The 14788-nt window shown below is 64.0% G+C and carries 11 protein-coding genes; 7 read left to right on the forward strand and 4 right to left on the reverse strand.

Annotated features, from left to right (window positions below):
- Positions 1-464 precede the first annotated feature (464 nt).
- Together ffh and HNQ40_RS08895 are read right to left on the reverse strand one after the other, a co-directional pair.
- Positions 465-1991, reverse strand: a complete 1527-nt coding sequence (ffh, locus tag HNQ40_RS08890) for a signal recognition particle protein (protein ID WP_184677491.1) — start codon at positions 1989-1991, stop codon at positions 465-467.
- Positions 1992-2099: 108 nt separating this feature from the next.
- Positions 2100-2348 (reverse strand): hypothetical protein, encoded by a 249-nt coding sequence (locus HNQ40_RS08895; RefSeq protein ID WP_184677492.1) that lies wholly within the window; start codon positions 2346-2348, stop codon positions 2100-2102.
- 320 nt (positions 2349-2668) lie between these two features.
- Between HNQ40_RS08895 and HNQ40_RS08900 the strand changes: the two genes are divergently transcribed.
- A complete protein-coding gene (locus HNQ40_RS08900) occupies positions 2669-3601 on the forward strand; it encodes a flagellar hook-basal body protein (RefSeq protein WP_184677493.1) in 933 nt (310 codons plus the stop codon).
- Positions 3602-3787: 186 nt separating this feature from the next.
- Positions 3788-6568 carry an isoleucine--tRNA ligase gene (ileS, locus tag HNQ40_RS08905; protein WP_184677494.1) on the forward strand — a complete coding sequence of 927 codons (2781 nt, stop codon included), beginning with the start codon at positions 3788-3790 and terminating at the stop codon, positions 6566-6568.
- A gap of 190 nt (positions 6569-6758) precedes the next feature.
- Here the strand turns inward: ileS and HNQ40_RS08910 are convergent, their stop codons facing one another.
- Positions 6759-8069 (reverse strand): hypothetical protein, encoded by a 1311-nt coding sequence (locus HNQ40_RS08910; RefSeq protein WP_184677495.1) that lies wholly within the window; start codon positions 8067-8069, stop codon positions 6759-6761.
- A gap of 143 nt (positions 8070-8212) precedes the next feature.
- On the opposite strand from HNQ40_RS08910, the gene HNQ40_RS08915 reads away from it, so the two are divergent.
- The 4 genes from HNQ40_RS08915 to HNQ40_RS08930 all read left to right on the forward strand — a co-directional run bounded on the left by HNQ40_RS08915 (position 8213) and on the right by HNQ40_RS08930 (position 11475).
- Complete coding sequence (locus HNQ40_RS08915; RefSeq protein WP_184677496.1) at positions 8213-8692, forward strand: hypothetical protein; 480 nt, start codon at positions 8213-8215, stop codon at positions 8690-8692.
- Positions 8693-8793: 101 nt separating this feature from the next.
- Positions 8794-9618 (forward strand): sensor histidine kinase, encoded by an 825-nt coding sequence (locus HNQ40_RS08920; RefSeq protein ID WP_184677497.1) that lies wholly within the window; start codon positions 8794-8796, stop codon positions 9616-9618.
- On the forward strand, positions 9608-11122 hold the full coding sequence (locus HNQ40_RS08925; protein ID WP_184677498.1) for a sigma-54-dependent transcriptional regulator: 1515 nt from the start codon (positions 9608-9610) through the stop codon (positions 11120-11122). The genes HNQ40_RS08920 and HNQ40_RS08925 overlap by 11 nt, the downstream gene beginning before the upstream one ends.
- Positions 11123-11193: 71 nt before the next feature.
- Positions 11194-11475, forward strand: coding sequence for a DUF2007 domain-containing protein (locus HNQ40_RS08930; RefSeq protein WP_184677499.1), 282 nt, complete (start codon positions 11194-11196; stop codon positions 11473-11475).
- 14 nt (positions 11476-11489) lie between these two features.
- Here the strand turns inward: HNQ40_RS08930 and murC are convergent, their stop codons facing one another.
- Positions 11490-12908 (reverse strand): UDP-N-acetylmuramate--L-alanine ligase, encoded by a 1419-nt coding sequence (gene murC, locus HNQ40_RS08935; RefSeq protein ID WP_184677500.1) that lies wholly within the window; start codon positions 12906-12908, stop codon positions 11490-11492.
- Positions 12909-13078: 170 nt separating this feature from the next.
- Between murC and HNQ40_RS08940 the strand changes: the two genes are divergently transcribed.
- A complete protein-coding gene (locus HNQ40_RS08940; protein WP_184677501.1) occupies positions 13079-14788 on the forward strand; it encodes a glycoside hydrolase family 57 protein in 1710 nt (569 codons plus the stop codon).

Genomic DNA, 14788 nt, shown 5'->3' on the forward strand with positions numbered 1-14788 from the left:
AAGGCAATTCGGCCGCACCAATCTGCTGAGATGTAGGTTTTTGCGGGCTGCAACAAGACAGAAAGTGCTGTCCATGCCACGACAAATAGGGTGAGGCCAAAGAAGGCGCGATCCTTCCGGCTCAATCCCTGATTCGCCCACACCCCGACTTCGCGGAGGTCAGCATGGCATTCGGGGCATTGGAACCCTTGTTCGGGATGGATGCCATAGCCACAGTTTCCACAGACTGAGCTATCCACCCGCCGAACGCCGTGAGTACGGAGGTGCCGCCAGTATTTGCCAAAACTCCCATAGATGGGCTGCCGTCGCGATACGCCTGCTTGTCGCAGATCACTCCCGCAGTGCGGACAATCCCAGGTCTTGACGTACCCGGTAGGTTTCCGACACCGGCCACAGGCCTTCCCACGAGCCGTGACGGAGTTGTCGACGATCGGCATGACGGTTTTTCTGGCCATCCCGGAGTGTTATCTCTTTTTGCGTTTCCGCTGCTTGAACTTGTTGTTCTTCTGCTGGGCTTTGGACGAACCTTTACGGCCTGGGAGTCCGGGCATGCCACCCATGCCGGGAGGGCCACCGGCGGCGGCCATGTTCTTCATAGCGCTGAGGCGGTTCATCGCGCCCATGCCGGCCATCTGCTTGGACATGCCGCTGATCATGTCGAAGCCCTTGACCAGTTGGCTGACGTCCTTCTGATCCGTGCCCGAGCCGCGGGAGATGCGGCGGCGGCGGGAGTTGTCCAGCAGCTTGACGTCTTTGCGCTCGGCCTTGGTCATCGAGTTGATGATGGCTTCGGTGCGGTCGATCTGCTTGTCATCCAGGTCGATGTCTTTGAGGGCCTTGCCCACACCCGGGAGCATGCCCAGCAGGGACTTCATGCTGCCCATCCGGCGGAGCTGCTTGAGCTGCTTGAGGAAGTCCTCCATGGTGAGCTGGCCCTTGGCCATCTTTTCCTGGAGGGCCATCGCTTCTTCTTCGCTGACCTGCTCTTGGGCTTTTTCGACGAGCGAGACGATGTCGCCCATGCCCAGGATGCGGGACGCGATGCGGTCGGCGTGGAACTCTTCGAGGTTGTCGAGTTTTTCGCCGACGCCGATGAAGCGGATGGGCTTGCCGGTGACGGACTTGACCGAGAGGGCGGCGCCGCCGCGGGTGTCGGAGTCGAACTTGGTGAGGATGACGCCGTCGAGCTCGAGCTGGTCGTTGAAGGCCTTGGCGGAGTTGACCGCGTCCTGGCCGGTCATGGCGTCGATGACCAGGAAGATCTGGTGCGGCATGACCGCGGCATTGACCCGGCGGAGCTCGCCCATCAAGTCTTCATCGATGTGCAGACGCCCGGCGGTGTCGAGGATCAGCACATCGACCTTTTCACGCTTGGCGGCCTTGAGCGCGTTGCGGCAGACGTCGACCGCCACGCCGACGGCCTCGCCGTAGGCCGCGACCTTGTCGGGCTCGCCGTAGAACTGCACGCTGCCGGTGCCTTCGACCTCGGCCTCGACCTGTTCGGTGAGCACTTGGAGCTGGGTCACCGCGGCGGGGCGTTGGAGGTCGGCGGCGCAGAGCATGACGCTCTTGCCTTTTTTCTTGAGGTAGCCTGCGAGCTTGCCGCAGGTGGTGGTTTTGCCCGAGCCCTGGAGGCCCGACATCATGAGCACGGTCGGGCCGGGCTCGACGTACATGATGTGTTCGGGGGCGATGATCTGGCCGGTTTCGGGGTCGACCGAGCGTTCGCCGCCGAGTAGTTCGATCAGCTCGTCGTTGACGATCTTGATCATCTGCTGGCCGGGCTCGACCGCGTCGAGGACTTCGGCGCCCACGGCCTTGTTCAACACGTTGCCGCAGAACGACTCGGCCACCTCATAGTGGACATCCGCCTCGAGCAGAGCCTCGCGGACTTCTTCCATCGCCTCGCGGACGTTGGACTCGGAGATCTTGCCTTTGCCGCTGAGCTTACGCAGCGCGCCTTCGAATTTGTCAGACAGGTTGTTGAACATGGGGATCCACGACCGGGGTGTGGATCAGGCTCTGACCGGAGCGGTCAAGAGTATAGCGGGCCGCGTGGAGATCGCGGGTGGACGCGGGATTGAGGATGGGCTGGAGGATCAGGACGCGCGGCGCCGATGCGAGGCCGGCAGGGGGGGCTCATCGGCGAGGATCATCACCTCGGGCGTGGCGAGGGCGTCGGCGGCATCGAGGAACGCGGAGCCCGTCTCGGCCGGGGCTTCGGCTTCGGTCGATTCCTGGCCGTCGTCGATCTCGGACTCGTGGAGCGTGATCGGCTCGCAGGGAACCAGGAAGATCGAATCCGGCTCGCCGACGGCGGTGATGGTGAGTTTCAGGGTCTGGTGCATGATGCGCATCTTCCTTGAATGGCGTCACAGGCTTTCTGAATCATAGCGGAGTTATCGGACAATCGGTTGAGGATTCCAGGTTGCCCACCAAATTTTCGACCAAACCCCCTAGACCGCGTGAAAAGTTTGGCGATCTGCCGAAGCTTGGCGGCCAGCGAAGGTTGCGGCCCGGCAGACGGGGATGCCGATATCGGAACATGGAGCGGATCGGCGGGTGGTGAATATTGTTTGCCCGAGTGCAGGCCAGAAGGGGGACTGGCCGATAATATGTTGCACTTCAAGCACGGATCGGTGATTTCTGGTGTTGTAAGGATGCGACGATGAAAACCTTGGGCGTTGGCCTGACTGGTGTGATGATGATCGGGATGTTGGGCCTTACCGGCTGCGGGGAGCCGCAGGGGGCGGCCGCCGCGTCGGCACGCTTCGCCCACTCCGACGAGCGATCCATGGAGTCTCAGCGTGAGACCTACCAGCAGACGCTGGACGGGGTTTACGAGGCCTACGACGTGGTCCTGAACAACCTCGCCCACGCCCAGACGCCCGGCTACCGCGCGATCCGCCCGATCTTTGAAACCGCTTCGAGTGAGGTCTCCGGCCGCAACGGCGTGCTCCAGCCCGTCATGCTCCGCGACCCCAGCCCCGGTCGACCCGTGAAGACCGGGCGTTGGCTCGACGTGGCGATCCAGGGGGCGGGCTACCTCATCCTTGATGATCCCGCGGCCAACGGCGTGGATGGCCTGGCCTACAGCCGGGCGGGGCAGCTCTACATCAGCCCCGACAGTGTGCTGGTCGCGGGCTCGCCCAACGGCCCCCGGCTCGAGCCGATCGTCGTCTTCCCCGACGAGTTCCACGACATCCAGATCAAGACCGACGGCACGGTTCAGGTGCTCGCCGGCGCCCGGCCGCGCTGGACCGCCATCGGCCAGATCCACCTGGCCCGCTTCGCCAACGACGCGGGGCTGGTTCAAGCCACCACCGGCCACTACATCGCCACCGCCGAGTCGGGCCCGCCGCTGGTCGACACCCCCGGCGGCCTGGGCTTGGGTACCCTCCAGCACAAGCATCTGGAAGGCTCCAACGTGAACGTCGCCTCCGAATTGGCCGAGCTCAACCGTCTCAAGGACTGGGGCGAATCCCTCGGCGAAGGCCTGGGCATCGAGCCCGAGTTCAAGGCCCCTGCACCCGCCGCCGCGACCTGGGACGCCCCCGTCCACGCCTCGTCGGGCCCCGTCATCTCGGATCGGCACCGCTGATCGGGTATACTCCCGCCCATGGCTAACGCCCTCCGCCCCGATCCGCGAATTATTATTGGCATCCCCAACCTCCGGTAGGGCGGTCCTCCCACGTTCCAGCAATCAACCCGCCCTGCCCACCGGCAGGGTTTTTTATTGCCTCGCCCGACCTCACGCCTCGCCCCTCATTCCTCAGACCTCCCCACGATGTCCGACACCACCACCCAACCCGAAAAGCGTTCCTACAAAAAGACGCTGAACCTGCCCAAGACCGCCTTCCCCATGAAGGCCAACCTCGTGCAGAACGAGGCCGCCAGCCAGAAACGCTGGGACAAGCTCGGGCTCTACCAGAAGCTCCGTGACCAGGCCCCCAAGGACAAGCCCTTCGTCTTCCACGACGGCCCGCCGTACGCCAACGGCGACATCCACCTCGGGCACCTGCTCAACAAATGCCTCAAGGACTTCGTCGTCCGCAGCAAGACCATGCTCGGCTACGACACGCCCTACACCCCCGGCTGGGACTGCCACGGCCTGCCCATCGAACACAAGGTCATGCAAGACCTCGGCGACGCCGCCAAGACGATGGAACCCATTAAGATCCGTCGGAAGTGCCAGTCGTATGCGGAGAAATTCGTCAAGACCCAGAGCAAGCAGATGCAGCGTCTGTTGACGATGGCCGACTACGACGATCCGTACCTGACCATGGCCCCGAAGTACGAAGCGGGCGTGCTCGGAGTCTTTGCCGGGCTGGTCGAGAAGGGCGTCGTCTACCGCGACCTCAAGCCCGTGCACTGGTCGATCGATAACCAGACCGCGCTCGCCGAGGCGGAGCTGGAGTACTACGACCGGGAAGACACGTCGGTGTTTGTGAAGTTCGACTGCGTCGGCAAAAAAGACCAGTCGCTGATGATCTGGACCACCACGCCGTGGACCCTGCCGGCCAACCTCGCGGTCGCGGTGCACGAGCGCTACGAGTACGGCCTGTACCAAGCGGGCGACCGCAAAGTCGTCCTCGCCACCGAACTCGCCACGAAGGTCTTGGCCCTCGGCGGGATCGACTCGGCCGAGCCGCTGGAAACCTTCCCCGGCCGAGACCTCTTGGGTGTCGAATACACCCACCCGTTCATCGACCGCGTCGGCAAGGTCTTCCACGCCGAATACGTCACCCTCGAAGACGGCACCGGCCTGGTTCACACCGCGCCGGGCCACGGGGCCGAGGACTACCAGACCGGCCTCCGTGAAGGGCTGGATGTGTATTGCCCCGTGCTGCCGGACGGCACGTACGACGACACCGTGCCCGAATGGCTCGTCGGCAAGTCGATCTGGAAAGCCAACGACGAGGTGGTCGAACACCTCCGCGGCTCGGGCCACCTGTTCCACGACCAGAAGTTCATGCACAGCTACCCGCACGACTGGCGCGGCAAGAAGCCCGTCATCTTCCGCGCGACCGAGCAGTGGTTCGTCGGCGTCGATAAACCCGTCAACGCCGACGCTGAGCAAAGCGAAGCGTCTGGTACCTCGATGCGCGACGCAGCTCTGGCGCAAACCGCATCCGATGTCGACTTCCTCCCCGACTGGGGCCGCAACCGCATGCGCGGCATGCTCGAATCCCGCCCCGACTGGTGCATCAGCCGCCAGCGGTCCTGGGGATTACCGATCCCTGCGTTCTTCAAAGCCGACGGCTCGCCGCTGCTCAACCCCGACAGCGTCCGCGCCGTCGCCAAAGTCTTCGCCGAGAAGGGCAGCGATGCGTGGTTCTACATGGAGCCCGCCGACCTGCTCGTGCACTACGACGAAGACGGCCTGGACAAGTCCACGCTGACCAAAGGCAAAGACACCTTCGACGTTTGGTTTGAATCGGGATCGTCCTGGAACGCGGTGCTCCGCGAAGGCTGGCGTGACAAGCAGTCCGGCGACGCCTACCCGGCCGACCTCTACCTCGAAGGCAGCGACCAACACCGCGGCTGGTTCCAGCACTCGCTGCTTCCCGCCCTCGCGGTCACCGGCCAGTCCCCGTTCAAGACCGTGCTCACCCACGGCTTCATGGTCGATAAAAACGGCCGTAAATATTCGAAGTCGCAGGGCGACACGATCGATGACCTGATGAAAAATCACGGCGCGGATGTTCTGCGATGGTGGGTCAGCGGCCAAAACACCGACAATGACATCAAGGTTGATGAAAGCTTCTTCAAGCTCGCCGGTGAGGAATACCGCAAGGTGCGCAACACGCTGCGTTTCCTGCTGTCGAACCTCGATGGTTTCGATCCCGCCAATGCTCACGCCTTCACCGAAGCCGACGCAGCCAGCCTCGACGCCTGGGCGATGGGTGAGCTCGGCAAGTTGATCCAAACGGTGCGTGCAGCCTATGAGGGCTTCGCCTACCGCAAGGCCACCGAAGCGATCTTCAACTTCTGCAACGACACGCTCAGCGCGGTCTACCTCACCGCGGTGAAGGACCGGCTGTACTGCGACGCTGCGGACAGCCCGCGCCGCCTGCGTTCGCAGACCGCCTGCTTCAAACTTGCCGAGGCGTTGTGCCAGATGCTCGCCCCGGTCTTGCCACACACGGCTGACGAAGCCTGGCGGGCGCTGCCCGGCAAGGGCGATGACGATTGTGTGCATCTCCAGCTGCTGCCCGAGGCGTCCGACGCCAGCAGTGTCATGGCCGATCCGCGTTGGGCCCAAGCCATGGCCGAGCGTGATGTTTGGCTCAAGGCGATGGAAGACTTTCGTCAGACCAACGATGTGGACAACCCGCTCGACCTGGGCTTAATCGTTTCCGGCGATTGGTCGGCTTTCGCATCCGAAGACCTCGCCGACCTCTGCGGCGTGAGCCGGTTCTCTTCGGGCAGCGACCGTACTTCCGTCGAAGACCTGTCGAACGAGCCGCGCTGCGAACGCTCGTGGAAGCGTGACGGCACGGTCAAGGAACGCTCCGACGGCGGCCAACTCTCCGACCGCGACGCCGCGGCACTGGGCCTGAGCTAAGAAGTTGTTCGAGAAGCGATTGCCATGGTCCCCTCTCCCCCCGGGAGAGGGTTAGGGTGAGGGAGGCTGGGATGCTATGTGGCTGGCATCGGCGCAGATCACTCCGGACTCGAGTGCCCTCACCCCAGCCCTCTCCCGGGGGGAGAGGGGGTAAAACTAGTCTTCCTGTACATGCCCGAAGCGTGGTTGTTTAGCGATCGACCTCCACCCACTCCCCACGCCCGTCGAGCGCGGAGTAGGCGTCCGGTGGGTTGAGCCCGTACCACGGGTCGTTGATCGGGGCGAGGAACAGCTCAGCGTAGATGTAGCGCGTCAAAGCCTCCAAGTCGTCGGTCTCGCCGCCTTGCGTCACGTAAATGTGGAACTGTCGGTGCAGCCGGTGCTCGTTCATTGCCGTGTCGCGGGCAAGCGAATCTTCGAACCGGCGTAACGCAGCGATCGCGGGGTCTTCCATGCGTCGCTTGGCCACGGTGATCTCGTTCGCCTGAGCGGCGCGGCCTTCTTTCTCGAAGAACAAGGCCCGGCTGGTCTCATCGAGGGCGGAGCTGTCCCGGTATGCCGCGGCGAGGGTGTCCCAAGTCGCGTCGTCATCGGGCAGGTCACGCACGGCGATTCCTTGGAACGCGGCTAACGGCGCAACCTCGACGACGCTTTTTCCGATGGTCAATCGATCGGCCGCGAAAGCATTGGCGGGTTCCTCGACCCAGACGGCCGAATCGGGCAAGGCCGGGGTGGCGGCTGCGAGCAGCATCGACTCGGTGAGGCTGAGTTGTTGCGAGGCCTCGGTGTGGAATTCAGTCAAGAGCCGGCGGAAGTCGGCATCGCTATCGATGCCGCCCGAGCCCTGCGCGAACGACTCGGCCCTTTGCAACAGCTCCTGGAACACCACGGGGTTGTACAAGCCTGGCAAGACATCAACCATTCGGCCCCGCGGGTCCAACACATAGTGGAACGAGTTACCCGTGATGGTTCGACGTAGCGTTCGCCCGTCGCCGAACTCGATGGTCATCACCGGCACGGGGCGAACGCTTTCCCAGTGCAACACGTAGTGATCTCTCAGGTAGTCCGCGATGGCCTGGTTGGCGTACAGCGCGGTGCGGAAGAAGCGCGAGTTGGCACAGGACAGGTCGTTGTCGAGTCGACCCAAGAGACGCAGCGAAAGAATCGGCCGACCACTGGCCTCAGCTTCGGCCAATGCGGCGTCCAGATCGCGGTGCCAGAACAACCCCGAAGCCCAGGCGTCGCGTTGGCCTGCCAGTCGGTCGATCTTCTGTCGGACTAGGGTGTCGTCGATCAGCTTTTGAGCTTTGGCGAAGGCCATGACCGCGTCCAAGCCGGGTTGCCCGGCGGCGAGCAGCGGTGTCTCTGCGTCGATCGCATGGCTCTCGGTTAGATAGGCCGTCGCCCATTCCGATAATTCAAACGGTGGCTCCAGAGCCTGAGCCCGACCCACGAAAACACACCAAGACACCAACCCAACCCACAAGATGACCTGTCGCATGGCAACTCCAAATGAGTGTGTGAGGATGTGACGCTCTTTATTGGACGGTTGGTACGGGAAAAAGTTCTGTGGTTTATGGGAAACCCTTAGCCGGCTCAGCCGTGGGTCGATTTGCGTCGATAGTTGGAGTGGAGTTTGCCCGCATGCCCATTGAGTTCCGCGAAGTGCGTTGGGAAGAGATCGACGAGGCGTTGGCGTTTGCCAACGGCCTGGGCGGTGATATCGCCAAGCCCGCGCTGCGTCACCAGCTCAGCCTCGTGGCGACCAACTCGGAGAAGGCCATCCTCGGCTCGGCTTTGCACGAATCCGCGGCGGACGGGCGTCGGCTGATCCATATCCACCTCAAGCCCGACACCCACCCCGGGCTGGGCCGGTTGCTCATCGACCGGGCCCTGCGCAAATCCGAGGGGGCGGACGTGACGACCGCGACCGTGAAGATCCACCACGAAGAGGCCGAGCAAACCACCTGGTCCAGCACCGATTGGCTCAGCCGTCTGCGTCCGACGACACCGCCTGCACTCAGCAGCGATGAACAGCCCGATCCTGCGGAGGCCTCCGAGGAGTCCGAGCAGGTCCCGGCCGAGCCCGTGTCGCCTGAAAACGACACCGCAGACGCCGCCTGAGCGTTGTCGCGTTAACGCGACATCCCATCCGACAAAAAGTGTTGCCGCCACGCCACATCGGGCTAAATCCCGGTGGGGTTTGCGACGATAGCAACCTCAAGATGTCGCTTAAACACCACAACGCCAAGGCCTCCGGGACCGCACCCGCGATGACACCCTCCCAACTCGCCCACGAACTCAACAACCTGCTCGACGGCTCGCTCCGACAAGTGGGCCGGGTGATGCGTGAGCTCAAAGACCTCGGGGCCGACCCGGCCACCCAGGATCAGTTGGCTCAGCAGCTGCGCACGGCCGACCAATCGATGCACCAGATGGCGGATGTCATCGAACGATACGCCAACGCGCCGCAGATCACCGACAGCGATCCCGACACGCTGGGCTGCTACGCCGAAGCGCCCACCACCACCGGCGAGATCATGGAGGCCCGCGGCACCCTGCTCGATGTGTTGACCCACGCGGTCAACGTCTACGGGCCTTCGATCGAACAATCCAGCATCCAGTTGCAGACCCGGCTTGATCCCGCGGTCACGGACCTCCCCGCCGGGCCGATCTACACGGTGCTCGCCAACGCGATCAATAACGCGATCCAGGCGATTCAGCGGTGCGACCAGGGCGCGAGCGCGCACTGCATCGCCGTCAGCATCACACCGACCGATCAGGACGTGGTGGTCAAGATCACCGACACAGGCGTCGGTCTCGACCCCGTGTTGTTCGACCGCCATGGCAGCTTCCGTTTCGGCGTGACCACGCGACGCAACGGCCACGGCATCGGCCTGGACCTCTGCCGACGGATCGCCCGCGACCTGGGCGGACAGCTCCAGCTCTCGGCCAACCCCGTCGGCCGCGGCACCCAACTCACCCTGCAATACCCTCACCCCACGGCAAGTGTCGCCCCCTCGGCCGAGGAGGCCCGACGTGCCGGGTAAGACGCGTATCCTCATCGTCGACGACGACCCGATCGTTGCGGACAGCCTGGCCGATGTGCTCCGCGACGAAGGCCACGACACCGCCACCGCGCACGACGGGCGGGAAGCTTTGGCGTTGATCGACGAGGTGCAGGACAAGTTCAACCTGCTTATCACCGACCTTAACCTGCCGCGCTGCGACGGGCTGGAATTGCTCAAGGAACTGCACGACCGCGAGAGCGACATCGTGCCTATCGTGATCACCGGGTTCGGCAAGATCGAGACCGCGGTCAACGCGGTGAAGCTCGGCGCGGCCGATTACCTCACCAAGCCGGTCGTCGATGAAGAACTCCGTTTGGCGGTGAGCAAGGCGGCGAACCGGCAGGCGTTGCTCGCAGAAAACCAGTCGCTCAAGGATCAACTCTCCGAACGCTACGGCATGGCGAATCTGATCGGTAGCGACTACCGCATGCAGAAGGTGTACGACCTGGTCGAGGCCGTCGCCGATTCGAAAACCACGGTGCTGATCTCCGGCGAGTCCGGTACGGGTAAGAGCATGGTTGGCCGGGCTATCCACGCGATGAGCGCCCGTGGGGCTGATCGTCGTAGCGCCAATCCCGCGCCGCGTGCGAAACATAAACGCCAGGTCGAGCGCCGTGACCCCCAACGCCGCGGCTACCCCGGCGGGCCGTTCGTGACGTTTGCATGCGGCTCGATCCCCGAGACGCTGCTGGAGAGCGAGCTGTTCGGCCACACGAAGGGCGCGTTCACCGGGGCCGACACCGACAAGCCCGGCAAGATCCTCGCCGCGGATGGCGGGACGCTTTTCATCGACGAGATCAACTCCGCCACCCCCGCGCTGCAGCTCAAGTTGCTCCGCGTCCTCCAAGAGAAAGCGTTCGAGCCCGTCGGCAGCACGCAGACCATGCACGTCGATGTGCGGTTCATCATCGCGACCAATCAGGACCTCAAGCAGCTCGTGGCCGAGGGCAAGTTCCGTGAAGACTTGTACTACCGCATCAACGTGGTGAACCTGCAGATGCCGGCGCTGCGTGAACGCCCCGGCGACATCCCGTTGTTGGCCGAGCACTTCCTTGAGAAGTACACGCGTGAAGCGGGCAAGAGCCGGACGTTCTCGCAGGAAGTCATCGAAGCGTTGCAGGCCTACGACTGGCCGGGCAACGTGCGTGAACTGGAAAACGCGGTCGAGCGTGCCGTGGTATTGAGCAAGGGGCCGCAGATCGCGGTGGCCGACTTGCCCGAGCAGGTGCTCGACGCCTCGGGGCTCGCACCGATGCGTGGCCGGGGGGTGGACGCGCGTGGGGGCGGGATGATCCCCGCGCTCGCCGACGGCTGGACACCCACGCCGCTCGCTGAGGCGTTGCAAGACCCCGAACGCCAGATTCTGCTCGCCGCCCTCGAAGCCAACGCGTGGAACCGCCAGGAAACCGCTCGACAGCTCGAGATCAACCGCACCACGCTCTACAAAAAGATCAAGCAGTACGGCCTCGACGAGCCCGGCTAAGCCGATCGCCCCGGCATATTTCTCTAGGTTGCAGCGCTATGCTTTGGGATAATGAAGCTAGGAGCTCTGCCATGGATATCCCCCTCGATGACAAACTGGTGACCCTCGCAACGCTGGCCGGCGAAATCGAAGCGACGCTGCTGGCCGACGAATTGAAGCGGCAAGGCATCGCGGCCCAGGCCAGCGGTCTGCTCACCGCGGGCTTCCGTGCCGAGGCCCCGGGCAGCGTGAAGGTCCTGGTCCATGAACAAGACCTGAACGAGGCCAAGGCGGTGATGGCGGACTACTACGCTTCGAAAGAAGAGATCGACTGGGATCAGATCGATGTCGGCGAAATGAGCAGCGACGTCTGACCCTTCGCTGGCGATCAGTCGGCGGTATCCAGAAACGCCCGTCCGATTTTCCATACATCCCCTGCGCCCATGGTGACGACCAGGTCCCCGGGCTTGGTCAGGACTTCGAGCTGTTCGACGATGGCTTCGAAGGGGTGTAGGTGCATCGCGATCACGCCTTGCTTGCGGAGGCGATCGACCAAGGCCCCGGCGGTCACGGCCTGTCGCTCCTTTTCGCTGTCCCGCACGAAATAGATCTCCGGCACGATCACGATGTCCGCGGCGCTGAAGCTCACGGCGAACTGTTCCATGAGGTGGCGGGTACGCGAGTGCTGGTGCGGCTGGAACACGCAGATGAGCCGTTCGGGCTGGTGGTGTTGGCGCAGGGCACGGAGGGTGGTGTCGATCTCGGTGGGGTGGTGGCCATAGTCGTCGAGGACGAGGATGTCGCCCCGGCTGCCGACGGTCTGCATGCGTCGGTCCAGGCCGCGGAAGCCGGTGATGGCCGGGCCGATCTTGTCCCAAGGCGCACCGAGTCGGTTTGCGGTGACCGCGGCGGCGGCGGCGTTGTAGGCGAAGTGGTCGCCCGGCAGCGGCTGGGTCCACGCACAGACCTGCTTGCCGTGTTCGTGCAGCGTGACCTGATCACCGTCGACCTTGATCCGCCAGTCGGCCTGGGACGCGAAGCCGAGCGTTTCGACCGCGGCGTCCAGCCCGGCCGTGATGCTCAGGCGGTGGGGCGATTCGTGGTGGATGAGCAGCGAGCCCTCGGGATCGATCAGCCGGGCAAAGGTCGCAAAGCTCTCGAAAATCTCGTCGATCGACGAATACAGGTCGAGGTGGTCGGCCTCGACGTTGAGGATCGTCGCGTGGGTGGGGCGGTAGTTGTGGAAGCTGCGGTCGTATTCGCAGGCCTCGGCGATCAGCGTGCCGTTGTTGCCAGCTCGCGACCCGCCGCCGATCTGTTCGCAGTGGGCACCGAGGATGAAGCTGGGGTCGAGGTCGGATTGCAGCAGGGCGTGGCAGAGGATCGAGGTGGTGGTGGATTTGCCGTGGGTGCCCGCGATGGCGACCCCTGTGGTCTGCGGCGAGGCCATGAGCCTGCCGAGCATCTGGGCGTATTTCACGACTTCCACGCCACGGCGTCGCGCTTCAACCACCTCGGCGTGGTCGGGGGGGATGGCGGCGGAGATCACAAGCGTGTCGCATGCCTCGGGCACACTCTCGGCGGTCTGCTGGAACAATACGTCAATTCCGTTGGCGCGGAGGGCGGCCACGGCGGGGGAGTCGCCGCCTTCGGGCGTGGCCCGGTCCGACCCGGTGACGATCGCCCCGCGTTGCTTGGCGAGCTTGGCCAAGCCCGACATGCCGCTGCCCCCGATGCCCACGAAGTGCAGGCGTTGGGCGGCGAGTGTTTGGGACGAGGCGGCGGCAGAGGCGGCGGGTTGGGGCATCACGTGATTTTAACGGGTGGGGCGGCGTAGGCAGTAGGCGACAGGCAGTAGGCAGTAGGGATGACGCAAGCGACGGCCCAAGTGCTTGAGCGATCCGCCGCCGCTTACGTCCGGCCTACTCCCTACTGCCTGCCGCCTCCACAACCGCCCCCGCGCGGTAACATGCCTCCATGTCAGAATCCCTCGGATCGTTCTGTCTGGTCCTCCACGGCCACCTCCCCTACGTCCTGCGTCACGGCACATGGCCGCACGGGGAAGACTGGCTCTACGAAGCCGCGGCCGAGACGTACCTGCCGATCCTTTCGATGCTCGACGAGTGTGTGTTTTTCAACGCCACGCCGAAGCTGACCATGGGGCTGACGCCCGTGCTGCTCGAGCAGCTCGCCCACCCGCACTTCAAGCATGGCTTCGAGCACTACCTCAACGACCGGGCGGAACGCGCTCGCCTCGACAAGGCCGAGTTCGAGAAACTCGGCAACGGCCACCTTGCCTTCCTCGCCGGCGAGTGGGAAAAGACCTTCACCAAACTCTCGGCCCAGTTCAATGACATCGGCCAGGACATCCCCAAGGCCTTCGCCAAGATGGCCGAGCGCGGCCTGGTTGAGATCATCACGTCCAACGCGACCCACGGCTACATGCCGCTGCTGCTCACCGATGAAGCCATCCGCGCCCAGGTCCGAGCGGGCGTCGCCACCAGCGAACGCATCCTCGGGTTTAAGCCCAAGGGCATGTGGCTGCCCGAGTGCGCCTATCGCCCTAGCGGCCAGTGGAACCCGCCGATCCAGTGGGGCGAGGGACGCGTCCGCTGCGGCATCGAACATATCGTGGCCGACGAAGGCATCAACCACTTCTTCGTTGAGTCGCACCTCATCGAAGAGAGCAAGTCCGAACAGGTCTTTAATGACGGCCTCTGGTACAAGGTCGGCTGGGACGAGGCGAGCAACTACCCCGACCGCGGCTGGCGTTCGGTGAACGAACCGCATGGTGTGAACTCCGACGGCACCGGCCTGGCCCGCGCCTTCGCCTTTGCCCGCGACAACGAGGTCTGCGAAAAGGTCTGGTCCGGCAGCATCGGCTACCCCGCCGACGGCGTGTACCTCGAGTTCCACAAACAGTGGGGTCCGCGTCGTGGCCTGCGTTACTGGAAGATCACCGGCGCCAAGACCGACCTCGGCGACAAGCACCTGTACTACCCCGACAACGTCCCGGGCAAGCTCCACGAACACGCCCAGCACTTCGTCTCGGCGATCAAGGACCGCCTGCGGGCCCACAAGGACAAGACCGGCCGCAACGGCATGGTCTGCTGCACGTTCGACGCCGAGCTGTTCGGCCACTGGTGGTTCGAAGGGCCACGCTTCCTCCGCGACGTGATGCTCCAGCTCAACGCCGACCCCGAAGTTGAACTGAAGACCACCCAAGAACACCTCGATGAAGTCTTCGTCGACAAGGTCGTCACCATGCCCGAGGGTTCGTGGGGCGAAGAGGGCGACCACCGAGTCTGGACCAACGACCAGGTCAACTGGATATGGGAGATCGAGTACCGCTGCGAAGGCACGATGCTGCGTCTGCTGCACGAGCTCGACTGGCGGAACAAGCCCGAGGTGAAAGAACTGCTCGAGAAAGCCGGGCGGGAGTTGCTGTTGCTACAAGCCTCCGACTGGCCGTTCGTCATCCGCCGCGGCCAGGCGGTGGACTACGGCATCAAACGCTACATGCAACACGTCGCCCGCTTCGAGAACCTCACCGACATCGCCGAGAAAGTCGCCGCCGACTCGAAGTACCTCGGCGGCCTGACCGAGGTCGAGAAACACGAGATCGCCGACGCGGACATCCACGACGTGATCTTCCCGGAGATCGATCTGAATTGGTGGAGTCAGTAA

The sequence above is a fragment of the Algisphaera agarilytica genome, assembly GCF_014207595.1.
Taxonomy (GTDB): domain Bacteria; phylum Planctomycetota; class Phycisphaerae; order Phycisphaerales; family Phycisphaeraceae; genus Algisphaera; species Algisphaera agarilytica.